This is a genomic window from Rhizobium acaciae (assembly GCF_025941625.1).
Classification (GTDB): Bacteria; Pseudomonadota; Alphaproteobacteria; order Rhizobiales; family Rhizobiaceae; genus Rhizobium; species Rhizobium acaciae.
In genome coordinates this window covers 57,559-79,958 of the sequence record NZ_JAPCZO010000016.1, presented here as the reverse complement: position 1 = coordinate 79,958, position 22,400 = coordinate 57,559, and the positions used below count along the sequence as shown (strand labels likewise).

Genomic DNA, 22,400 nt, shown 5'->3' with positions numbered 1-22,400 from the left:
CCAACAGGAGAGCTGACAGCATGCCGATTTATCTTCAGATCGACGGTATCCAGGGGGATGCTACCCACGAGCAGCATCGCAAATGGATGGATATCGAAGCCATCCACTGGAATGTAGCCCGCAACATGAACACGTCCGCTGGTTCGGCGGCGAACCGTGAAGCTTCCGAGCCGACCGTTTCGGAAGTGATCCTCACCAAGGTCAGCGACTCCTCGTCGACCAAGCTTTTCCAGGAGGCCTGCTCGGGCCGTACCGGCAAGCGCTCCGTCATCCATCTCGTCACCACGGGCAATCCTGGCGACACCTATATCGAGTACTCCCTCGAAAATACGCTGATCGCCAGCTACTCGATCGATTCCAACGGCGACCGCCCGGTCGAGACGATCAAGCTGAACTTCACCAAGATGGAAGTGAAGTACACGCCTTACGACGACAAGCACTCGCCGCAGTCGCCGATGATCGCTTCTTACGATCTCGCGACCACCAAGGCCGCTTAAGGTTTCCCGACACAGGCAGTGCCAGCCCTGGCTGGCACTGCGACCCGTGTTTTCGGTTGTCTTTTCCATTCCTGGGGGAGGCCAATCAAACAGCTGTTTTCGCAGATGAGTTGAGAGACATCCTTGCGCTTTAGACAATGGAGATGATCGTGTCGGCTGCAACTGATCGTTTGAACGATATTCTTATAGAATTGCCCAAGTACAAATCCCAATGGGAGACGAATGTCGCCAATCCCTATGTGCGGGCTTACGATCTCGCCATCGACAATTACCAGAAAACCACAAAGGCCCAGGAATCCCGCGACCGCATGCTGGCCGAGCTTTTCGTGTTTTCTGCTTCGGTCCTGACGGGCAGCATCATGATGGCCGCCTTCGCCACGACTTCGGTGCGTGTGCTGGCGGGGCGCGCGGCGCTGCGCGTGATCTGCAACAACAATCTCAACCGCACCTTCGACCTGATGCATGCCGCCGCCACCAGCAAGCCGGTGATGTTTGCGCTCGGTGGCGTGCTCGACGAGGCCAAGAAGCTCGCCAACAAGCAGGTGACCAGCGCTGCGGAGAAGCTGACGAGCAGCGCGCCGATCGCCTCGGCGCCGACCGCCCTCAATTTCATGACGCGGATCGCCGATTTCATCGACACCAACCACATCTGCGTGCATGATTTCGTCAGGGGCGTGCAGCAGGACAATTCGATCACCGAAGCCAACAAATCCAGGCTTGCCGATCTGGTCGGCAAGACGCCGTTCTGCAATCCGCCGGAGAGCCGGCGCGTCGACGAAAACAGGCTGTCCCGGAAGATGGAGCTCTTGTTCTACATGAGCGCGGTTCTGGATTCCGACAAGCTGGTGACCTATGTGCCTGCCACCGGCGGGACCGCCGGCGGCATGGGCCGGGATATCGAATACAGCAAGAACGCCATTCCGCAGCTGCCTTCGGCAACGGATTATCCGAAGGCCACTTCGCCCCGCTTTATCGGCCGGCCGCTGCAGCCTTTCGAACCCGGTCAGCGTGTCGAATACGACAATATCGGATCGGTCGTGCGGGATCGCATCAATACGCTCAGCCGTCTTACCGGCAATTCATCCTTCTATCCCGAGCAGAATTTTGCCGAAAAGCTGCTGATCGACCCCACAGGCAGCACGCAACTGGCGAAGGCGGAGCAGATCATCAACCGCCTGTCCACCGAAGCGCGGCCCAAGCAGCTCACCGACGTCAGGATGATCTGAGGGGTGTCGATGCTGTTGACGGATCTCCTGAAGCCGCACGGATTGATGGGTCGTATGCGCTGGCTGGTTGCGGCCGCTCTCGTCTGCGCCATGGCCGCAAGTGCTGCCGGCATGGTTGGCGCGTCTGATACCACCGATCAATCCCTGCTTCAGATCGAGCAGGTGGCGTCGCGCCTTTCCGGCACGCCTGCCGCTGTCGAAAATGTCGCGAAGGCTGCGGCCGATCGGGGCATTTCCGCAACTTCGGATGCGCAGCCTCTGCTTGAAACCGCGGCGCGATCTTCCTTCAAGGCCGACAGCATGCTTGCCGAAATATCGAAAGCCGTGGGTGAGGCAGGCGACGGTGCCGCTGATCCGAAGGCCTTCGCCAAAACGGCAGCGGCTTTGGAAGAGGGGCAGACGAAGGTCGCTCGCATGTATGAAGCGCAGGACCAAACAGCGGCGAAAGACATCGAAACGCGTCTTGCCGACCCGGACAACGGTCCGCGTATCAGTCGGCTTGCCGATCTGATGGCTGGCCCGGATCTTGCTGTGGACACCGCTTTCACCGCACAGCTCATGTATCTCTGCCTTGAGGCTCTTTCCAATTCCGATGTCGAGACACTGGCGTCCGCTTCAAAGGACAAGCTGCAATCCGAAATGCAGGGCGTGATCTCGTCGCTGCGTTCGAAAAGCGAGAACGAAAAGCCGGTTCCCAAGGACATAGCGCGGGCGAACGAAAAGACGCGCCTGACCTTTGTGCTGGCCACTCTGTCTCCGGAAGACGTCTCGGTGTTGACGGATTTCTACGAGAGCCCGGGTGGAAAGGCCAAGCGCGACGCGCTCATCGAAAGTTACAGGCAGGCGTCCGACCAGGCCAATACCGAAATGCTGGGGCAATATTTCCAGGCGCTGGCGGATTATCTCAAAACCCATCCTCGGCCGCAACAGCAGCAGTAATTCGGCTCCCAAGACGGAACGTGATGTTATGGACGATTTGCAATCCCTCGCCGCCGATTTCATCCAGGCGAACCGTATTCTGAAGATCGTCTCGCCGCTCGGCGAGGACCAGCTTCTGCCGGAGCGGGTGACGATCGAGGAAGGGATTTCCTCGCTCTTTGAAATCAAGCTCTCGGCCCGCGCCAAGAAACCATCCGTCAAGCCGGAGGAACTGATCGGCCGGCTGATGGATGTCTCCGTCGAGGTGCAGCAGGGTGACGATGGCGGCGGCGTGCGCCGGCCGTTCAACGGCCTGGTGACCGAACTCAACGAGGGACCGCCCATCACGCGCGGCCTCAGATCCTATTCCATGGTGCTCAGGCCGCAGATGTGGCTGCTTTCGCGCCGTTCCGACTGCCGCATCTGGATGGACAAGACCTCGGTCGATATCGTCGAGACGCTGTTTTCCGAACACGGCATCCCGGCGCCCGATACGTCGGGCGTGATCACGCCACCGCCGCCGCAGCATTATTCGGTGCAGTGGAACGAAACGGACCTTGCCTATCTCACGCGACGTTTCGAGGAAGACGGCCTGTTCTACTGGTTCTCCCATGAGGACGGCAAACACAAGCTGCATGTGGCAGATGGCGCAAGATCCTGGCTCGGCCCGTCGCCCTCGGCGCAGGGCGAAGGGCGGGTCCGCCTGGCGCAGGGCTCGTCCGACCGCAACCACATCAACGAGTGGAGCCGGCGCTATTCCTATGTGCCGGGCCAGCGGGCAGGCGCCGACTGGAATTTCGAAACGCCGCGCATGGTGCCCGGCACCATGACCCCGTCGCTGGTGCAGATGCCTGAAGCGACCAAGCGCGAGCTTTACGAATATCCGGCGCGCATTTCGTCCGTGGCCGAGGCGGAGCGGGCGGAAAAACTCAGGATGCAGGCGTCCGAAGCCGATCACGACCGGGTCTTCGGCGCCTCCACATCCCGCATTCTGGAGGCGGGACGCCGCTTCACCCCCTATGAAGTCGCCCATCCTGACCATGCCTATGAAGAGCATGTGGTGGTCAAGTCGGTGCATACCGTCGTCGACCGTTCGTATGAGACGAATAGCAATGAACCGGAATACACGAACACATTCGAGGCGGTGCCGTCGCGGGTGGCGATGACGCCGCATCGCGAGACGAAGCGACCGCGGATCGAGGGCACCCAGGTGGCGATCGTCGCCGGCCCTTCCGGCGAGGAGATCCACCCCGACCAGTACGGCCGCATCAAGCTGTGGTTCCCCTGGGATCGCAAGGCCAAGAAGGACGGTTCTGACACCTGCTGGGTGCGCGTCAGCCAGGTCTGGGGAGGCGGGACCTGGGGCGCCCAGGTCATCCCGCGCATCGGCATGGAAGTGATGGTCGCCTTCGTCGACGGCGACCCCGACCGGCCGCTAGTGACCGGCGTGGTGCCCAATCCCAGCAACGCAGTCCCTTACGACCTGCCGGCCAACAAGACCCGCATGGTCATGCGCTCGAACTCGCATAAGGGCACCGGCTTCAACGAGATGACCTTCGAAGACGAGGCCGGCAGCGAAAACATGTTCTTCCATGCGCAGAAGGACCAGACGACACGCGTACTGAATGACCGCACCAAGCGCATCGATCGCCACGAGGTTTCGGCGATCGGCGCCAACCGGACGGTTGAAGTCGGCGGCAACCAGAAACATGAAGTCGGCGGTTCGATGAACACCGTCGTCGGCGGCACGGGGCCGATGGCGATGGCGTTGATGGGGGCGGTCAGTGGTCTTTCCGGGCATACGGCGGGGCTGCTGGCGCAGGCCGGGCAAATAGCAGGCGGTGGCGGGCCGGGGCTTGCGGCCTTTGCCGGCACAGTTGCGTCGTCGGCTCTTGGTTTCCTAGGCGCCGGTGGTCTTGGCAGCCGTGAGGGGGTCGTCTCGGGGCCAAGCCCGCGCGCCGATGCCGGCACGGCGCTGGCCGGCTCCGGCACGGGTGTCGGCGATGCGGCTTCAGGCCTCTTCCCGCTTCCCGGCATCATGAACACCATCGTCGGCTCTTTCAAATCCGACACGATCGGCATCGCCCGCGCCGAGCAGATCGGCGTCAGCAAAGTGACCAATGTCGGCCAGACATCGCTGGAGAGCGTCGGCAAGTTCAAGAAGATCGCCGTCGGCGAGGAATTCGTCATCGAATGCGGCGATTCCAAATTCATCATGAAGGCGAATGGCGAAGTGATCATTCTCGGCAAGACGTTCAACTTCGTCGCCACCGAACACTTCCAGATGCGCGGCAAGCCGATCGATCTGAACTGAGGAGGAAGTTCGCTTGGACCTGATCAACCGGCTTCCCTTTCCGGCTATGGCCTTCCGGCAATTCGACGCGAATGGGGATTTGGATTGCGTTGTGTCGGTTCGCGGCACTTTCGTTCACCGCCAGGGCGATGCGCTCGCCATCGCCTCGAAACAGGAAGACTTCCAGTGGGAGGATGCCTATGACGGCGATCCCCATGCCAGTCCTCTCCTGCGTCAGACCGATCTCACGCCAGAGAAGGTCGGAACCGACATCACTTTCCTCGGCAATGCTTACGCCGCGGGCGGCGAGCCAGCACCTTCATGGCAGGTCGGCCTACGCGTCGGGCAGCTTTCCAAAAAGCTTGAAGTCCATGGCGCGCGCTTCTGGCGCCCCGTCGTCAAGCAAAAATGGGCCGGCTTCTCGGCAAAGGAAGCAAAGCGCGTGTTGACGGATTGGCAACTGACCGAAGCCGAGCCGGCGTCTTCGGTGCCGATTTGCTGGAGCAAGGCGTATGGCGGCCAAATTCCCGGCACCGGAGACCCGGAAAACGAAACGCCCGCCGATGTCGAAGCGTGTAATCCGCTCGGATGCGGCATCGTCAATCTCGACATGCCTTGGGATCAAGCGCGCGTCGCGGCGCCACAAATCACGTTGCCTGGCGAGAAGCTGAACTGGCGCGAGCCAACAGTGCCCCAGGGACTGGGTCTCGTGTCACCTTGGTGGCGGTCCCGCCAGCAACATGCCGGCACCTATGACGATACTTGGCTCAACGAGCGCCACCCGCTTCTGCCTAGGGATTTCGATGCACGCTTCTGGCAATGTGCTCTTCCGGATCTCGTTGTTGTGCCGCATCTGATCGGGGACGAAGACTACCAACTGGATCATCTGCACCCTAGCTTCGCCCTAGCCGCAGGGCGACTTCCGGGAATCACGCTGGGGGTCCGATGTGTCGGTCATGAGCGCGATGAGTGGTATGTGCTCTCGCTGGACGGCGTGCATTTCGACTGGCGGAACGATAGTCGCGTGATGCTGACCTGGCGGGCACGCTTTCCCCTTCAGGAGGCAGGCGAAACATCGCTGACGTTGACGCGGGTCCAAGTCAAAGCGACGGCCGATGCTGACGCCGATGAGGTTGCGGCATGAGCATCCCGCGCGACAACTATGTCGGCGAACCCGACTATCCGGCGCCCTGGACGACGAAGCAGCCGCGCGAAGGTTTGCGTGATCTTGACGAGGCAAAGATCGTCTCGCTGTCGCCGGATGTTTGCCTGACGCCGGTCGGCTCCTCGGTTGTCCCCATCCCGTACCCGATCGTCGACTATTGCGGGCACGACATGGGATATACGCCTTCCGTCCTCTTCACCGGCAAGAAGGCCATGGTCATGCGATCCCGTACGACGCACGTCCATGGCGATGCGCCGGGAACGAGAAAGGGTGTCAAATCCGGCACCGTAGAAAATGTTTGCGAACCGATCGAGCATGCCGATCAGGTGCGTGCCGAGAGTTCTCATGTCATCCGGCATCTCGACCGCTTCTGGATGAACAATCGGAATACGCAGGGCGAAGCGATCTTCGTGCGTGGGACGCAGACATATGCGCCGCCGAAAGACGATGATCCTGTCCGAGGATCGCTGCGCTGGAACGGCAGCGATGAAGGCAAGATCATGAGCGATGCCTCGCCGGAGCTGCTGGTGATGGGCGCACAATATGCGCAGGCAGCACCGGCGACGGTACCTCAAACGGTTCCTGCGCCAGTTCGACCCGCCCCGGTGCCGCGACCCCCGGGGCAGGTCATCCGGCCGAATGTTCCACAGTGGAATAGGCCTCCACCCCGGCCGACCATCAAAGTCGGTAAATGGGTCGGAAGGCTCGGCCGATTTGGTAGGGCAATGACTGGTATCGGAGCTTTTATCGAGGGTATGTGGCCAACCTCGACGGCAATGCCGTGGTATGATGAAATGCCACAAGATGATTTCGAACGGGCGCTTTTCCGGAAGGCACGCGAACTTGAGGAGCAAGGCGTCGACGTTGATGACGTTCAGGAGTGGTTCCGATCCGAGCGCGCAGAGAACGCACGACGCCGGAGGCAGCAGGAGACAGAAGAACGGCAGCAACCGCAACCTCTACCCCAGACGCAGGGTGCGCGCGTTGATGAGGAAGGCTCACAACGTCGATGCATTGTTGGCCCCTACGAGGAGATCGAGCCGATATGTCGGGGCAATGCTCACCATATCGTTCCTGATATGGCCTATCGATTAGGGCGGCGACCTGGCAAATCCGAATATGATTCCACAGAGAATCGTATTCCCAACGCACCGACGCTTAACCAGGGGATGTCGATTTGTTTGCTAAGTCGGCAGCACGGAAGCGATAGCGAAGGATTGCATGGAATACTTCGACAACGGTTTGCAGAACTCGCAAGCCCTGTACCGGGGACAGCGCCTATGGGGGCAATATTAGCTGAAAGTATCAAAGTGATCGAGGATATTCCGGATTTGCCGGAAGAATGCAAAGCGCTAGCTACAGCCATGGCAACAGGCCAGGTCGCGTCAAAAACCGGATTTGCCGCTCCTGGGCGAACGAGGGAACGGCCACTTCCGTCCGGCGAAGCCGAAACAGTACTGAGAAGGGGACATTATTGATGAACGGCAGTGACTGGAAGGCAACAATTCAAGCCGCTGTGGCATTTGATGTCGACCGCTTTGCGATATGTGTTGGCGAGCTTGAATACGATGATCCATTTACTGCGATCATTTCTTATGATGGGCGATTTTCTCAGCCGTGGAGCAGAACGGATGTTCAGCGCGAGATCGTCGATATCAGCTATATGGGAGCCGATCCTACGGAAGACCATGTCCCGGTAGCGCTCAGCAACGAGGGCGACGTCTATGTGTTGAAGGACGAGCATGCGGAGCGATCGAAGATCCCCGGAGCTGGGATTCTCAGCGAAGATGCTGAGGGTTTTGGGGCAGTCCATACGCTGGTCGTAGATGGACATAGCCAATATGTTGTCGGGGATAGCCGTCAACTCTATCGCAGAGAGGGCTTTGGAACATGGCAACGGCTTTCTGCGAACAAATCCCGTGAGGTCGGTTATGAGGCCGAACATTTTGGAAAGGCGATTTCCTTGGACGGTTCGCTCATCGTCGAAAGTGTTCAAAGACCTTATTCTGCACCAAGCGCTGCGCAGCTCGATCCCAAAAGCTGGGAAAATGTCAGCCCGGAGCAGTTCCTGAAGATGATGAAGGAACAACGGTCCGAGCGCGTTACAAGGCCACGCATCCAACGCGTGTATCATTATCTCGACGGCGGTTTCTCACGATTATCCCTCCCCGAAGATTGCGTGATTAGAGGGCTATACCGCGACCCGGAGCAGCGTATTTGGTTTTTGGGCGGGGGAGGTCTGATCCTGCAGGGAACCATCGAAGTAGGATTTGAGAAGGTCGGCTTCCTCGGGGATACGGAAACATTGTTCAGTGCCGCGTGGTGTCGTTCGGAGCTTTTTGCGGCCACAGACGACGGTCTTCGCCGATTTGACGGCCATAAGCTTGGCATCGTGAAACCCAAACTAAATTCCGCAGCTATAAACCGAAATATTCCTGCACCTCTGAAAATTCAATCTTTCGATAACACGCTGATATATTTCGACAGGAAGCATGGCGTGTGCAGGTGGGACGGGCAATCCTGGGATTGGTACGAGATCCCGCCGTCACTTCTGCAACGCGAGTTCAAAGGCTTGCCTGCCAGACAATAGGGCTCGTCTATCGTATCCTTGCAGCCATACCTGTTCATGGGCGGACATCGTCAGTACAGCCACCGGGATGCGGAGAAAGTCCCTGATCGCGATTTGAAGGAGGTACGACTGACCGCAGCAGTGTTTTTTGAAGCGCGAGGCAAACCCCACGAGTCCAGGAGGATTTCCGAGGCCGAAGCGGAAATTACCGCCACTGAGGAAGAAGATTTCGAGGAGCTCTACGGAGCATGGGAGCCAACGCTTTATGCCGCGGCCATGGCGGATGATCGATATTTTGCGCTTTTGATTGGCGGCCCGCGCTGGGACGATCCCTATACCATCATCCTGACGCGCGACGCGGAAGCGCAGACATTCTCGCGCCTCGATGTGCGGCGGGAATTGCGGGATGTCAGGGTCGTGCCGCGAACCGATGACGTAGGCATCTTATGTGACGCTCAGCCTGAACGGCGACATTTATGTGATCAGTCCCAAAGGCGCGGAGCATTCGGTCATTCCCGGGACCCAGGCCGAATCCGATGATGCACCCGAGATCCTATTCACCTCCATTCTGCCGGTCGGGGATCAATGGCTGGTTGCGGGCGGCGAAGGTTTTCTGAAGCTTGGTAAGGACAAGTCCTGGCAGGATGTCTCCCCGCCGCTGCAGACGGAATATCCTTATAAGGTGCCCGATTGGACGATCCTCGGGACCAATCAGAACGGCGATATTTTCATCGTCGCCACGCAGGCGGCGAATACGCGGCATTTCAATCTCTATCCCGGCCACCCTCTTTATCGGGAGGATATGTCGGAGGAGGAGGAATTTGAGCTTCAGAAAAAACTTTATTCCGAATTGGACAGCTATCCGCGCCTGAAAACACTTTTCACCGGGCAGCCCGGCGCCTGGAAGCAGCAGGCATTGCCGGATCGCATCGCTCGATCTCTTCCCGCCTATTCCTACGTCGCCGATGTCGAGAGCGATGGCCCCGAAGCCGACTATGTCATCGGTTCCGATGGCCTGGTGATGAAGGGCAGTCCGCAAGCCGGCTTTACCGACATCTCGTCCATTGCCGACCGCGAGAAGAATTTCAAGGACGGCGTTCGCTGGCGCAACGAACTGATCCTTGCAACCGGCACCGAACTGTTCCGGTTCGATGGCCATTTTGCAAAGCCATTCGCGCCCAAGGTGAAGATGCGCTCTGCCCCCTTCGTACTGCAGCCGAGCGCGATCTTCGTTCAAAACGACAAGCTCTACGTGTTCGACTACGGGCTTCGCTATTACACATTCGATGATCAGGGTTGGAATCAGTACGACATTCCGAAAGAGCTTTCTCAGAGGCCGTTCAAGGGTGGCGGCGACAAAGGATCGCCCTGACCATATCGAGCGGCTGATGAGCATCTGGAGCCAATATGTCTGCTACCCCCCGGCGCCCCTTACAGGAAATATTGGATGAATTCGGACCGCTCAAAGACGGTATGGCGGTTGCTGCTTCGCAGGCTGAGGGCTATCGCGGGAAGCTGCCTGACGCGATGGTTGATTTCTGGATTGAGCATGGTCGCGGGCAATGGCGCGACGGTCTTTTCTGGATCTGCGATCCTGAGCCGATCATGCCTGTCCTGCATGCGCTGTTTGCAGGCGATCCGGAATTCGACGCCGCAAGAATGGTGCCCTTCATGCGTGATGCGTTCGGCGAAGTCAGCGTCTGGCATCCGAAGTTCAAGCTGATCACGCTCAAGATGAATCTCGGCACCGTCACCACCACAGACATTACCACCCACGTCATTGAAGGCGTACCTCCCTTCGACGACGATATGGCGGTAGCTGCCGCCGTGGACGCCAGCGTTTTCGATGGTCGTGGCTGGGTGGATGCTACAACCGGCAAGCCCGTTTTCGATGCGGTTCGCCGGCGGCTCGGGCCGATCAGTGTCGATCAGGTCTATACCATGGTCCCGCATTTCCGCCTCGGCGGCGATGGCGCTGCCAGGGATTTTTCAATCGGCGGCTTCATCGAATATCTGGGCGTTCTGGCGCAGATAGGATCCTTTACGCTCGAACGCTATATCGATCCGAAGCAGGGTGGCCGAGGACCCTTTGGACATCTCGAGGCTGTCCGTACGATCGGACACGACCGTCTGATCGATAGGGACACACCATGACCGACGCCGACGCAAAGCTGTTGCGGACATTCATTGCCGACGAGAACGAAGCCTTTGCCGACCGGCGCCAGGGGAAATTTTGGCCTGCCAATCATTATCGTATCGGGCCTCTGGCGACCAAAGTTTCCGGGCTGCTCGATCCGAACGAGCAGATCGATTTCTATTTCCATTTCATGCGCATTGCCGGCGGCGCACCCTCTGTCGGAGACAAGGAAATGCCGCTGCTGCTCGAGGCCTATCGGCGCATGCTGCCGTTTCTCGATCTTGGCGGCGTCATCCCGATGTCGCGGCGGCACAAATTGCTGTTCGTGTTCGGTTTTGACGATACCGGAGCCTTGCCCAGCGGCGAGACGATTTCGGCCAAGGCGCTGAAGGCGCGGCTCAAGCTCATCGCGCAGGTCGGCAATTATACGACGATGCCTGCCCAGCGCGACAAGAAGGCAAAGTTTGTTCCCTTTGCCGACGAGGCGGTGCGCATTCTCGAGGTTTTCCAGCATCTCGGCTATCGCCACGACCGACGTTATGGCGAAGATCTCTACGACGTCACCAACCTCAGCTTCTGGGGCACGGTGTTTATCTGCCTGCTCAACAGGGCAACCCGCGCCGAGCTTGTTGCCGATATGATCGAGGGCAAATATGATCTTATGCGGCGCGTCGAGCAACTGGCGATATTGCACCGTTATATCGAGACAGTCCTGCCGGATATCGAGCCTGACGAAGAGCGTTTCCGCTCGCTGGCGCGGCAGCTCAAGGACATTGAGTTTGCGCGCCGCAATGCCACCGAATCCGTCGCCCTGGCGCAAAGGCTGGGCCTGCCATTTGGCGACGACGAGGACTGGGAAATCCATATTGCGATCCCGCTGCGCGGCACCGAAGGCCATCCGTTGATCGCCAGGAACGTCGTACGATTGCAGATCCGGCCGAACCCGGACTGGCAGTGGGAACTGAACGCACGCACCATCGAGCGCGGAGAGTTCTCGGAAAGCGAAACAAAGATCTACCGGAACGATCTCGGTTTCCCCGTTCTCGGGCGTGGAAATCTTCATGCCTTTCCGACATGGCTGAGACAGGTGCGGGAGAAAAACGGCCTGGATTTCGACACCGGCGCCGCTGACATTCGTGTGGGCCGCAAGCGGGCGGCAGCCAAGCTCATCGTTCAATGGTTGGAGAGCTGAATTCGGATCGATCGCGGTAGCCGGTCGCCGCCACGGCATCTCGAAGCGCTGAAGCATCTTCCCAAGGGCGGTGCGAAATCCCTTTCGCCGGTCTGAGCATAGGCTGTGCCACGACCGCAATGGCGTCGTGGCACGGCAACAACTGTAAAACCGGCTCAGAAAGGATAGTGCTGGGCGGAATCCTCGACCGTGATCCAGCGCAGATCGGTGAATTCGGCGATCGCCGCCTTGCCGCCGAAACGGCCATAGCCGCTGCCCTTGACGCCGCCGAAGGGCATTTGCGCCTCGTCGTGCACGGTCGGGCCATTGATGTGGCAGATGCCGGATTCGATCCGTGCCGCAACGGCCATTGCCCGCTGGACATTCCGGCTGAAGATGGCCGACGACAGGCCGTATTCGCTGTCGTTGGCGATGCGGATTGCTTCTTCCTCGCCGGAGACGCGAATGATCGGCTTCACCGGGCCGAAGGATTCTTCCGCATAGACGCGCATCTCGGGCGTGACGTGATCGAGCAGCGTCGCCTCGACCACGGTTCCCGAGCGCTTGCCGCCGGCCACGAGCTTTGCCCCCTTGGCGGTCGCATCGGCAATCAGCTCATCCATTTTCTTCGCCGCGTCGAGGCTGATCAGCGAACCGAGAACAACGTGGCCGCGCGGATCGCCGGCCGGGAGCTGGCTGGCGCGGGCGGCCAGTTTGGCGACGAACTGGTCGGCGATCGTCTCGTCGACGATGATGCGTTCCGTCGACATGCAGATCTGGCCCTGATTCATGAAGGCGCCGAAAATGGCGGCATTGACGGCACCGTCGATATCGGCGTCGTCGAGAATGACCAGCGGCGCCTTGCCGCCGAGTTCGAGGAGGGCGGGTTTGAGATGCCTGCCGCAGGTCTCGGCGATGATCTTGCCGACCTTGGTCGATCCGGTGAAATTCACGCGTTTGACGGCCGGATGGGCAATCAGCGCGGCGACGATCTCAGGCGCATCCTCCGGCGCGTTGGTGATGACATTGACGACGCCGGCGGGCAGGCCGGCTTCGGTCAGTGCCGTCGCAATCAGCCGGTGCGTGCCGGGGCATTGTTCGGAGGCCTTGAGGACGACGGTATTGCCGCAGGCGATCGGCATGGCGATGGCGCGGGTGGCGAGGATGACCGGCGCATTCCAGGGGGCAATTGCCAGGCAGACGCCCGCAGCCTGGCGAACGCCCATGGCGAGAGTGCCGGGTTTGTCGGAAGGGATGATTTCGCCTGATATCTGCGTGGTCATGGCGCCGGCCTCGCGCAGGATGTTGGCGGCGAACATGACATTGAAGCCGGCCCAGGGCGCGGTGGCGCCCGTTTCCTCGATCACCAATTGGGTAAACTCGCCCACCTTGGAATCCATGATGTCGGCGGCCTTCATCAGGATCGCGCGGCGCTGGCCGGGGCCGGTCTTCGACCAGGCGCCGAAGGCGGCGCTGGCGGCATCGACGGCAGCGGCAGCATCATCCAGGCTTGCCGCGGCGGCGCGGCTTGCGAGCTTCTCGGTGAAGGGATCGATGCGATCATAGGTGCGGCCGCCGGAGGCCGCGCGGTCTGCGCCGTTGATGAGGAGGGAAATATTCATCGGAGGTCTCCTTGGGACAAGAACTAGAAGCCGAGGACTTCGGCGTTGATGGAAGCTTCGAGGCCGCCGTCGACGGCAAGATTGGCGCCGTTGATCCAGCGCCCGCCATCCGAGCAGAGGAAGAGCACGGCAGGCGCGATATCGGCGGAGGTGCCGGCGCGGCCGACGCGGGTGATGTCGCTGTCGACCTTGGCGTCGCCGAGCACGGCGCGGAACTGCTTGAGGATCGGCGTTTCCACCGGCCCGGGGCTCACCGCGTTCACCCGGATGCCGCGGTTTTTGAACAGCGGCTGATGGGCGGCACGCATTGTCCAGAGCAGCAGCAGTTCCTTGGAGAGCGGGTAACCTTCCTCATCCTTGAGGCCGTGCTCAGTGACTACCGCCGCCACCTCGGGAAAGCCTTCAATTGATGTCAGCGACTTTGCCCGCTCGAGGTTGGCGCGCCAGCCATAGCCGGCGATCGAGGCGACGTTGACGATGGCACCGCCTTCGCGCAGGCGGGGTACCACGGCTTCCGACAGGGCGCGAAGCCCGTAGAAATTGACGGCGAGCGTCGAGACGACACCGGTGTTGCCGGAAAGGCCGGCGACATTGGCGAGCGCGTCGAGGCGCACCGGAAGCTGCGCGACGATCTCGGCTACGCCTGATGCCGTGGAGAGATCGCCCTTGATGAAGGCGGCACTTCCGCTGGCCGGCTCGCGGACATCGACGCCGAGAACCTCGGCGCCCATCTGGCCGGCCAATTCCGCCGTGCGGGCGCCAATGCCGGAAGCCACGCCGGTCACCAGGATTGTTTTACCAAAAAGCATGAACGTCACCTTTCACAACAGAATTCGGAAGCAAGCCGGCTCATTCTTCCCATTTGATTTTATGCGGACCGGGCAATTTCAGCCGGTAGCCGACCGGCAGAAGTTGAAAATCGAAGCGGCGTTCGATTTCGCCCCAAAGGCCGCGCGGCAGGTAGAGCGAGAAAATCAAAGCCGTGGCGCCGAGGCCGATCAGGTACCAGACGCCGGCTCCGCCGAAGACGGTCTCGATCACGAAGAACAGGATGGCGCCGAGGATCGCGCCTTCGAACTTGCCGATCCCGCCGACCAGCACCATGAAGATCATGTAGGCCGTCCATTGAACGCTGAAATAGGTCTTCGGCTGGAAGGTCGTGGCGGTCGCCAGCCACAGGCCTCCGGCGACCGCGATGCCGAAGGCGGCGAGCACGAAGAGCAGCCTCTTGGTTGCGATCACCCGCACGCCGACCGAGGTTGCCGCTTCCTCATTGTCGCGGATCGCCTGCATGGCCGCACCGGCGCGGCTGCGCATCAGCATGAAGAGAGCACCCAGCAGGGCGGCCATGGCTATCAAGGCGAGCCAGTAGATCGTTGCCCGCCGCGTCGCGCCGTCATAGACGTTGAGCGAGATCAGCGAAGTTCCCGTTTCCCCCTGGATCAGCCGGTCGAGGTTGACCAGCAGGTGGGCGAGTTCCGCGATAACCCACATGCCGATCGCGAACTCGCCACCCTTCAGGCGCAGCATGAACAGTGAAAGCGGGATCGACAGCGCGCCGGTCACGATCGCGGCGGCAAAGAGCGAGACGAAGGGATTGAGCCCCGCATCCGCAAGCCGGATGGTGAAATAGGCGCCGAGGCCGAAGAACACCTGCTGGCCGACCGAGACCAGCCCACCGAAACCGGCAAGCGCATTCCACATGGCGGCAAGGATCACGTAGATGAACAGGGCCGTCATGCGGTCGATCGCGCCGGCGCCGAGGACAGCGGGGGCAAACATCAGCAGGACGAGCACCGCGGCCATGCAGCCGAGCGCCACCCGTGACGCCTTCGTCCAGCGTTCTATCGATATTCCGTTGGAGGCAAGGGTCGCGTTGGGGCTCATGTCGGGCTCCGGAGACGGGTGCGCATTTTGAGAGAGGAGACAAGTTTGTCAAAAACCGGCATGCCGAACCGGGATAGCCTGACGAAAAGCACCAGCAGGAACACGGCATGGCCGCCGATCAGGAAGCCTTGCGGATGCAATTGCGCGCCGAGCGATTGGGCAAGGCCGAGAACGATGCCGCCGGCAAGCGTGCCCCATAACGATCCCGCTCCGCCGATGACGGCCGCCTCGAAGGCAAAGAGAAGCTGCGGGCCGCCGGAATAGGCGCTGAAGGTTGCCCGCATCCCGAGAAACGCACCGGCGATCCCGACCGTGACCATAGTGATCGCGGTGGCGACGGCGTTTACCCTGCGGGCATCGATGCCGACCAGCCCCGCCGTATCGGGATCTTCCGCCGTGGCGCGGATCGCGCGACCGAGCGCAAAGCGGCTCAGGAAGAACTGCAGCCCGCCGAGAACGAGGATTGCCGTCACCATCATCATGACGGCAAGCTTGCCGACGTAGATGTGGCCAGGCAGTTGCCAGGATGCATAGGACAGGTTGCCGATGAACGGCGCGAGCGAGCGGGTGTCGGCGCCGAACTGCTCGAACAGCAGATTGTCGATGACGATCGACAGGCCGAAGGTCGTCAGAATCGGCAGCAGCGTGCCGCCGCGGGCGCTGCGCTCCAGAATGAAGCGCTGCAACAGCCAGCCGGCCGCCGCCATGACCGGCAGCACGATCAGCAGGCCGGCGAAGGGCGGAATTCCGGCTTTGGCGGCGAGCAGCCACAGCCCGTAAGCGGCTGCGACCGCCAGGCTGCCATGCGCGAGATTGATGATCCGCATGACCGAGAACATGAAGGACAATCCGCAGGCGATGACGGCGTAGTAGCCGCCGAGCAGAATGCCCTGGAGCAGGGTGTTGATCACGATGCGCTCCTTTCGCCGGATGTCCGGTGCAATCCGAAATAGGCCTGGGTGACATGTTCGCGCGTGACGGCCGCGGCCGGCCGGTCGAGGACGATGCGTCCTTCCAGCATGCAGATGACACGGTTTGCGACGCTCATGGCGCGGGCGAGATCCTGCTCGACGAGCACAATGGTCGTTCCCGAGGTGAGCAAGGCCTGCAACTGGGCGTAGACGCGATCGACGACCAGAGGCGAAAGCCCGAGCGAGACCTCGTCCAGGAGAAGAATATCGGGATTGCTCATCAGCGCCCGGCCGATGGCGGTTGCCTGCTGTTCCCCGCCCGAGAGGTGCCCCGTTTTAGCGTGACGGCGGGGTTTCAGGTTCGGAAAAGCGTCGAGGACGCGGTCGATGCTCCACTCGCCCTTGCGGCCGGAGCTCTTTCCGAGAAGCAGGTTTTCCTCCACCGTCATCTGCGAAAACAGACGCCGGCCTTCCGGCACCAGGGCGATGCCCTTGGCGATCCGCTTATGGGACGGCACGGCAGCCAGATCTTCATCGTTGAGGAGGACGCGGCCGGAGGATGGCAGATGGGCGCCGGCGATCGATCTGAGCAGCGTCGTCTTGCCCGCGCCATTTGCGCCGACCAGCGCCAGCACCTCGCCCTTGGCAAGATCGAAACTGACGCCGCGCACCGCCTGGAGCAGGCCGTGGCGGACGTCGAGGTCGCGGATGGAGAGAAGGCTCATGCGGGTGTCCCTCCGAGATAGGCCTTGACCACCTCCGCATCGCTCATGACCGTTTTCGGTTCGCCATCGGCGATGATCCTGCCGGCGTCCATGCAGATCAGCCGCTCCGCCACCTGCAGGAGGATATGAACGATATGCTCGATCCAGACGATGCCGATGCCGCGGCGGCGCAGTTCCAGGATGGTTTCCACCAGTTCGCTCGCCTCGCCATCCGTCAGGCCGCCGCCGATCTCGTCGAGCAGCAGCAACCTTGGCTGCGTGGCAAGCGCACGGGCAAGCTCCAGCCGTTTGCGGTCCAGCAGGCCGAGCGTGTCGGCGGGGCGGTTGGCGACGCCAAGCATGCCGCAGAGCGAAAGCGAATCGACCACGCGCTCATAGGCCTCGTCGCGGCTTGCGGCATTGCCGTGCGATGCGGCGACGAAGACATTTTCGAACGTCGTCATGCCGCCGAAGGGTTTGGGAATCTGGTGGGTCCGGACGAGCCCGGAGCGGCAGCGCTCCGCCGCCGTCCGGCGCGTGACGTCGACGCCGTCGAAGGTGATGCTTCCCTCATTCGGCGGGAAGGCGCCGGCGAGCACGCTGAGCAGGGTCGTCTTGCCAGCGCCGTTCGGCCCGACAATGCCGATCGCCTCGCCATCGCCCATGGAAAAATCCAGATTCTCCAGCACCACCAGCGCGCCGAACCGCTTGTGGATCCCCTTGGCCGAGAGAAAGGCTCCCCCCGGCCGTCTTTGAGCTTCCCGCTGCAGCACTGTGCGTTACCCGTTGTAAGCGGTGAGCTTGGCGCCGACCGGGACATTGGGGTCGGTGGCGTTTTCGGTGACGACATAGTCGAGCGCGAATTTCGAGCCTTCCGGCGCTTTCACCCATTGCGTGCCGATGATCGGTCCGGGAGAGACGTTGGCGACGGGGCCGCTGGTAAAGTCGACCTTGCCGGCGATGGTGGTGGTCTTCAGCGTGCTGATCGCTTTGGCCACAGCCTCCTTGCTCTTGACGTCGGTACTGGCTTTCAGCGCATCGAAGCCGGCGTCGAGAAGCGCAAGGCTGGCGCCGAGCTGCTGCGTCCACTGCTTGCCGCTTGCCGTTTCATAGCCGTCGGCGAGTTCGGTTCCCGATACGCCGGTCAGCGTGGATTTGTAGGGGAAGGCCTTGTGCCAGTATGCGGCGCTGCCGATGTTCAGGCCGAGGTCGCCGAGCGCCTCGATGTCGGAGGGAAACAGGCCGGTCTTGGCGATCTGGCAGATCTTGATCTGCTGGGTGAGGCCCTGCTGTGCGGCCTGACGCCAGAAGGCGGCGAAGTCGGGCGGTATCGGGAACGAATTGAAGATCTCCACGCCCTCCTGCCTGAAGAGAGCGATCTGCGCGGTAAAGTCGGTGGTTCCGGTTTCATAGGCTCCGGGATCGACGATGGTGAAGCCGGCCTTGGAAAGCGCCGGCGCCAGATGGGTGCGGATCGCATTGCCGTCGGCGTCGTTGGGATACATGACGCCGACCTTCTTGTTGGTCTCGATCAGGTTCCATTGCGAAACATAGGCCTTGTGGAACTCTTCGACGCCGAAGCCGAAATGATAGGTCCACTTGAACGGCGAGGGTGCGCCCGGCTTGGCGCCGCGGCCGAAATACCAGGCTTCCCAGGGCATGACCGTCGAGAGGCAGGGAATGCCGGCCGCTTCGCAGGCGTCGGCCACCGGATTGATGGTTTCGGGCGTCGAGACGGCAAGCATCAGGTCGATCGCCTGGTTGTTGATCAGGTCCTTCGCCAGCTGGCCGGCACGCGAGGGATCGGACTGGGTGTCCTGGTCGAGAATCTCCACCTTCCAGGTCTTGCCGCCCGCCTGAAGGCCGTTCGCCAGCGCCTTGCGCGCCAGCTCGAGCACATAGCCGTCCGTTTCGCCGAAGCCGCCGAGAGGGCCGGTGCGCGGGCTGATGAAGCCGACCTTCAGCGTATCGCCGCTCTGAGCGAAGGCCGTGCGGCCGGAAAGCGCCAGCGCCGCACCGCCCGCCACGGTCGATGCGATGAAAGAGCGGCGGCTCAGCGATGCCGCGTTGATTTTTCCGTTGCGGAAAATGCCGTTCATGAAATCATTCCTCCCTCTTGATCGGGCCTCCCAGCCCGTTCCCATTGTTCATGTCGGCCGATCTATTAGATCGGGTAGTGCCGTTTTCCCGAGGCCATGGTGATCCATCTGAGCTCGGTGAATTCATCGATCGCGGCCTTGCCGCCAAAGCGGCCGTAGCCGCTTGATTTGACGCCGCCGAAGGGCATTTGCGGCTCGTCGGAAACTGTGGATTCGTTGATGTGGCAGATGCCGGATTCAAGCCGCATGGCAACGGCAAGTGCTGCATTGACGTCGGCGCTGAAGACGGCGGCCGACAGCCCGTATTCATTGTCGTTGGCAACCGTCACGGCCTCGTCGACGCTGCCGACCCGGACGATCGCCGCGACCGGTCCAAAGCTCTCCTCGCGGTAGATGCGCATGGCAGGCGTCACGTGATCGATGACCGTCGCGTCCATCAGCGTGCCGTTGGCCTGGCCGCCGCAGACGAGGACCGCGCCCTTCTGCAGGGCATCATCGACGAGCGACCTAACGCGGCGGACGGCCTCAGTGTTGATCAGCGTGCCGAGCGGCGTGTTGCCGTCCTTGGGATTGCCGGCGACGAGGGTTGCGGCTTTCGTCCGGAACTTGCCGACGAAGCTGTCGGCGATCTCGTCCATCAGGATGATCCGTTCGGTCGACATGCAGATCTGGCCCTGGTTCATGAAGGCGCCGAAGGCGGCGGCACGCACGGCCTCGTCGATATCGGCATCGGCAAGGACGATGAACGGCGCCTTGCCGCCGAGTTCGAGCAGGCAGCGCTTGAGATGCCTTGCACCGGATTCGGCAATGATCCGGCCGACACGGGTGGAGCCGGTGAAGTTGATGCGGCGCACGGCCGGATGGGCGATCAGCGCATCGACGACGGCGGCGGCATCGCTCGGCGCGTTGGAGACGACATTGACGACGCCGCGCGGAAAGCCGGCGTCACACAGAATGTCGCCGATCAGGCCATGGGTCTTCGGGCAGAGTTCGGAAGCCTTCAGGACGACGGTGTTGCCGCAGGCCAGCGGCATGGCAACGGCGCGGGCTCCGAGAATAATAGGTGCATTCCAGGGGGCAATGCCGACACAGACGCCTGCCGGTTGGCGGACCGCCATGGCAAGGCTTCCCGGAATGCCGGAAGGAATGATCTCGCCGGATATCTGCGTGGTCATCGCCGCCGCCTCGCGAAGAATATCCGCGCCGAGCCCACAATTGATCGCCGCCCATTGGGCGGTGGCGCCGGTTTCGACGGTCATGGCGGCAACGAGTTCGGGTGTGCGGGCCTCCAGGATGTCGGCTGCGGCATTCAGGAGCCTGCGCCGTTCGCCCGGGCCGGTCTGCGACCAGTCCGGAAAAGCGGCCGCGGCCGCATTGGCTGCCCTTGTCATGTCGGCAACGGTTCCTGCCGAGGCGATCGTGGCGACATCGCCGGTCAACGGATCGATGCGTTCGAAGGTAGCCCCTTCGGAAGCATCCATCGCCTCGTTGTTGATCATCAGCTTTGCCGAAAACACTGTTCCACCCATTCCCCACGCGTTGGTTCCACGTGATGGCGCTTGCATTGTTGCCATGGGAGAAAACGAGCGGACGCGACGCCACGAGGGCCGCCTGACCGTTCCTGCATCTGTTGAAGAGCCTCCTCCCAAAGGCCGATGGAGAAAAGGTTACGCCGATCTGGCACGGATGGAATGCGATTTATTGGGTTAATATTGTAATTATCCGGTGATATCAGCATTGTTTGATGTGGGAACGGAGGTGGAAGCGGTGGCGACGGACGGAGGGATTCATCACTATGCCAGGGGCGAGTGGCACGCTCCGTCGCTGTCGCACCGGCGTATCCGTTTCCAAAAAGGGATCTATGCCGATTTCCACCATTTCCTTCTGCTCGGCGAGGGGAGTGGGGAGCTTCATTTCGACGATGGCGAACATCGGCCGCTGCACGGACCGCTGCTTGCCTTCCTGCCGCCAGAGGCGCGGTGCGACCTGTCGATATCAGCCGGAACCGCGGCTCATCTGGTAGGCGCTTCGCCGCAGATCATGGTCGATGCGATCGGCGACAAGGTCGAATCCTATTCGCTGCGCATCTTCACCGAACAGCGCAAGCTGGTCGAGGCCTTGGATCCCTCAGCTGTGGCCGAAATCAGCCCGCTGATCTCCGGCTTCGTACGGGAACTGGGCGATCCCTCCCGCTCTTCCTGGATGGTCGCATCCGCCTATATCAGGCTCATCCTGATGGCGCTTTGGCGCGGCTCCGATGGCGAGAGAAGCGAGCAGCGCGGGCAGGGAGAAGTGGGATCGATCCTGCAGAGATATCGGCAACTCGTCGAGGCCGGTTTCCGCCAGCACCGGCCGATCAGCGACTACGCCGCGGAACTGGGCGTCACAGCCGACCGGCTGCATTCCACCTGCCAAAGGGCGCTTGGGCGCTCGCCGATCCAGCTCCTGCACGAGCGCGTGGTGCAGGAGGCAAAGCTGAGATTGGAGCGATCGGCCCGCAATATCCAGGAAATCTCCGACAGCCTCGGCTTTCGCGACCCGACCTATTTCAGCCATTTCTTCAAACGCAAGACCGGCCTTTCACCCGCCGGCTACCGCGAGATCGCCCGCGCTTCGGCCGGCTCGGAAAACAGTATGCTGTCCTCGGGTTATGCGGATTGGCCTTAGGCTCGGGCATTGGTCAAAGCAATGGCTTGCCAATCTTGGGTCACACAATCATGCTGCCGGAATCGCAAGCCGTGTAGGACTGCCGTGCGCCAGGAGCAGTCGTTGCCCGGGCTTGAAGGAATGACCGATTTGGGGCCGACGGCGGACCGTCCGCTGCGAGGACACCTAGTACGAGAGCGGACATGCGAGGCCTCGGTGCGAAGGTCCGGGATCGGCCCGGAGCAGTCGTAGACCACGAGTATGACGTACGGCTCGATTTGGCGCTCATCGCGGACGTCGCGCACCGACGCCCTCTCGACGCGAGTTAACCGGAAGTTCGCGTAACGACGGTGCCTCTCGCTTTCACAGGGAGGGGCCATGGGTGATCAATTTCCAAGCCAAGAGCCCGTAGGTCGATGGACCAACGGGCTTTTTGCAGCGGATTGCCGTCACGAAAGGGCGGCGGTTGAACGATTGCAGTCTATCCAGACGATTTCGACGGGCGTCGCCGAAGGAGCTGATCCCAGATGTCGTACCCCGCAGGGACAATCCCGA

Annotated in this window: 20 protein-coding genes; 12 read left to right on the top strand and 8 right to left on the bottom strand. The window is 61.4% G+C overall.

The genetic code is table 11. The features are described from left to right. Window positions 1-20: 20 nt before the first annotated feature. The 11 genes from OLZ32_RS24520 to OLZ32_RS24470 all read left to right on the top strand — a co-directional run bounded on the left by OLZ32_RS24520 (window position 21) and on the right by OLZ32_RS24470 (window position 11,997). Window positions 21-497, top strand: a complete 477-nt coding sequence (locus OLZ32_RS24520; RefSeq protein WP_003575677.1) for an Hcp family type VI secretion system effector — start codon at window positions 21-23, stop codon at window positions 495-497. Between the two features lie 149 nt (window positions 498-646). After that, on the top strand, window positions 647-1,723 hold the full coding sequence (locus OLZ32_RS24515) for a hypothetical protein (protein WP_264423258.1): 1,077 nt from the start codon (window positions 647-649) through the stop codon (window positions 1,721-1,723). 9 nt (window positions 1,724-1,732) lie between these two features. Beyond that, a complete protein-coding gene (locus tag OLZ32_RS24510) occupies window positions 1,733-2,662 on the top strand; it encodes a hypothetical protein (protein ID WP_264399588.1) in 930 nt (309 codons plus the stop codon). A 28-nt stretch (window positions 2,663-2,690) separates the two neighbouring features. After that, the gene (gene tssI, locus OLZ32_RS24505) at window positions 2,691-4,955 is read left to right on the top strand and encodes a type VI secretion system tip protein TssI/VgrG (protein ID WP_264399589.1); all 2,265 of its coding nucleotides are present in this window, start codon (window positions 2,691-2,693) and stop codon (window positions 4,953-4,955) included. Between the two features lie 13 nt (window positions 4,956-4,968). Continuing rightward, on the top strand, window positions 4,969-6,078 hold the full coding sequence (locus OLZ32_RS24500; protein WP_264423256.1) for a DUF2169 family type VI secretion system accessory protein: 1,110 nt from the start codon (window positions 4,969-4,971) through the stop codon (window positions 6,076-6,078). Further along, window positions 6,075-7,577, top strand: a complete 1,503-nt coding sequence (locus OLZ32_RS24495) for a DUF4150 domain-containing protein (protein ID WP_264399591.1) — start codon at window positions 6,075-6,077, stop codon at window positions 7,575-7,577. The genes OLZ32_RS24500 and OLZ32_RS24495 overlap by 4 nt, the downstream gene beginning before the upstream one ends. Further along, a complete protein-coding gene (locus OLZ32_RS24490; protein WP_264423254.1) occupies window positions 7,577-8,689 on the top strand; it encodes a hypothetical protein in 1,113 nt (370 codons plus the stop codon). Before OLZ32_RS24495 ends, OLZ32_RS24490 begins: the two co-directional genes overlap by 1 nt. Window positions 8,690-8,725: 36 nt before the next feature. Beyond that, window positions 8,726-9,208, top strand: coding sequence for a hypothetical protein (locus OLZ32_RS24485; protein ID WP_264423252.1), 483 nt, complete (start codon window positions 8,726-8,728; stop codon window positions 9,206-9,208). Beyond that, the gene (locus tag OLZ32_RS24480) at window positions 9,147-10,040 is read left to right on the top strand and encodes a hypothetical protein (protein WP_264423249.1); all 894 of its coding nucleotides are present in this window, start codon (window positions 9,147-9,149) and stop codon (window positions 10,038-10,040) included. Before OLZ32_RS24485 ends, OLZ32_RS24480 begins: the two co-directional genes overlap by 62 nt. Before the next feature lie 35 nt (window positions 10,041-10,075). Next, window positions 10,076-10,822, top strand: a complete 747-nt coding sequence (locus OLZ32_RS24475; RefSeq protein ID WP_264423247.1) for a GAD-like domain-containing protein — start codon at window positions 10,076-10,078, stop codon at window positions 10,820-10,822. Continuing rightward, window positions 10,819-11,997, top strand: coding sequence for a hypothetical protein (locus tag OLZ32_RS24470; protein WP_264423245.1), 1,179 nt, complete (start codon window positions 10,819-10,821; stop codon window positions 11,995-11,997). The genes OLZ32_RS24475 and OLZ32_RS24470 overlap by 4 nt, the downstream gene beginning before the upstream one ends. A gap of 155 nt (window positions 11,998-12,152) precedes the next feature. On the opposite strand, the gene OLZ32_RS24465 is transcribed toward OLZ32_RS24470, so the two are convergent. The 8 genes from OLZ32_RS24465 to OLZ32_RS24430 all read right to left on the bottom strand — a co-directional run bounded on the left by OLZ32_RS24465 (window position 12,153) and on the right by OLZ32_RS24430 (window position 20,728). Continuing rightward, window positions 12,153-13,598, bottom strand: coding sequence for an aldehyde dehydrogenase (locus tag OLZ32_RS24465; protein WP_264423243.1), 1,446 nt, complete (start codon window positions 13,596-13,598; stop codon window positions 12,153-12,155). A 23-nt stretch (window positions 13,599-13,621) separates the two neighbouring features. Beyond that, on the bottom strand, window positions 13,622-14,407 hold the full coding sequence (locus OLZ32_RS24460; protein ID WP_264423241.1) for a coniferyl-alcohol dehydrogenase: 786 nt from the start codon (window positions 14,405-14,407) through the stop codon (window positions 13,622-13,624). 40 nt (window positions 14,408-14,447) lie between these two features. Further along, window positions 14,448-15,485 carry a branched-chain amino acid ABC transporter permease gene (locus tag OLZ32_RS24455; RefSeq protein WP_264423239.1) on the bottom strand — a complete coding sequence of 346 codons (1,038 nt, stop codon included), beginning with the start codon at window positions 15,483-15,485 and terminating at the stop codon, window positions 14,448-14,450. Continuing rightward, window positions 15,482-16,396: a branched-chain amino acid ABC transporter permease gene (locus tag OLZ32_RS24450; protein WP_264423237.1), complete on the bottom strand. Its 915-nt coding sequence runs from the start codon at window positions 16,394-16,396 to the stop codon at window positions 15,482-15,484. The genes OLZ32_RS24455 and OLZ32_RS24450 overlap by 4 nt, the downstream gene beginning before the upstream one ends. Continuing rightward, a complete protein-coding gene (locus OLZ32_RS24445) occupies window positions 16,393-17,121 on the bottom strand; it encodes an ABC transporter ATP-binding protein (RefSeq protein ID WP_164051418.1) in 729 nt (242 codons plus the stop codon). Before OLZ32_RS24445 ends, OLZ32_RS24450 begins: the two co-directional genes overlap by 4 nt. Then, on the bottom strand, window positions 17,118-17,873 hold the full coding sequence (locus tag OLZ32_RS24440) for an ABC transporter ATP-binding protein (protein ID WP_222284540.1): 756 nt from the start codon (window positions 17,871-17,873) through the stop codon (window positions 17,118-17,120). The genes OLZ32_RS24445 and OLZ32_RS24440 overlap by 4 nt, the downstream gene beginning before the upstream one ends. Window positions 17,874-17,879: 6 nt before the next feature. Beyond that, complete coding sequence (locus tag OLZ32_RS24435; protein WP_094087756.1) at window positions 17,880-19,199, bottom strand: ABC transporter substrate-binding protein; 1,320 nt, start codon at window positions 19,197-19,199, stop codon at window positions 17,880-17,882. 65 nt (window positions 19,200-19,264) lie between these two features. After that, complete coding sequence (locus OLZ32_RS24430; protein ID WP_264399600.1) at window positions 19,265-20,728, bottom strand: aldehyde dehydrogenase; 1,464 nt, start codon at window positions 20,726-20,728, stop codon at window positions 19,265-19,267. A gap of 238 nt (window positions 20,729-20,966) precedes the next feature. Here OLZ32_RS24430 and OLZ32_RS24425 point away from each other — a divergent pair, with 238 nt between their 5' ends. Continuing rightward, a complete protein-coding gene (locus OLZ32_RS24425; protein WP_264399601.1) occupies window positions 20,967-21,866 on the top strand; it encodes a helix-turn-helix transcriptional regulator in 900 nt (299 codons plus the stop codon). Window positions 21,867-22,400 lie beyond the last annotated feature (534 nt).

What these genes read in the sequence shown, in the direction of transcription:
- OLZ32_RS24520 (WP_003575677.1), top strand. Translation starts at nt 21, where the DNA reads ATGCCGATTTATCTTCAGATCGACGGTATCCAGGGGGATGCTACCCAC.
- OLZ32_RS24510 (WP_264399588.1), top strand. Translation starts at nt 1,733, where the DNA reads ATGCTGTTGACGGATCTCCTGAAGCCGCACGGATTGATGGGTCGTATG.
- tssI (WP_264399589.1), top strand. Translation starts at nt 2,691, where the DNA reads ATGGACGATTTGCAATCCCTCGCCGCCGATTTCATCCAGGCGAACCGT.
- OLZ32_RS24495 (WP_264399591.1), top strand. Translation starts at nt 6,075, where the DNA reads ATGAGCATCCCGCGCGACAACTATGTCGGCGAACCCGACTATCCGGCG.
- OLZ32_RS24490 (WP_264423254.1), top strand. Translation starts at nt 7,577, where the DNA reads ATGAACGGCAGTGACTGGAAGGCAACAATTCAAGCCGCTGTGGCATTT.
- OLZ32_RS24485 (WP_264423252.1), top strand. Translation starts at nt 8,726, where the DNA reads ATGGGCGGACATCGTCAGTACAGCCACCGGGATGCGGAGAAAGTCCCT.
- OLZ32_RS24475 (WP_264423247.1), top strand. Translation starts at nt 10,076, where the DNA reads ATGTCTGCTACCCCCCGGCGCCCCTTACAGGAAATATTGGATGAATTC.
- OLZ32_RS24470 (WP_264423245.1), top strand. Translation starts at nt 10,819, where the DNA reads ATGACCGACGCCGACGCAAAGCTGTTGCGGACATTCATTGCCGACGAG.
- OLZ32_RS24465 (WP_264423243.1), bottom strand. Translation starts at nt 13,598, where the DNA reads ATGAATATTTCCCTCCTCATCAACGGCGCAGACCGCGCGGCCTCCGGC.
- OLZ32_RS24460 (WP_264423241.1), bottom strand. Translation starts at nt 14,407, where the DNA reads ATGCTTTTTGGTAAAACAATCCTGGTGACCGGCGTGGCTTCCGGCATT.
- OLZ32_RS24455 (WP_264423239.1), bottom strand. Translation starts at nt 15,485, where the DNA reads ATGAGCCCCAACGCGACCCTTGCCTCCAACGGAATATCGATAGAACGC.
- OLZ32_RS24445 (WP_164051418.1), bottom strand. Translation starts at nt 17,121, where the DNA reads ATGAGCCTTCTCTCCATCCGCGACCTCGACGTCCGCCACGGCCTGCTC.
- OLZ32_RS24435 (WP_094087756.1), bottom strand. Translation starts at nt 19,199, where the DNA reads ATGAACGGCATTTTCCGCAACGGAAAAATCAACGCGGCATCGCTGAGC.
- OLZ32_RS24430 (WP_264399600.1), bottom strand. Translation starts at nt 20,728, where the DNA reads ATGGGTGGAACAGTGTTTTCGGCAAAGCTGATGATCAACAACGAGGCG.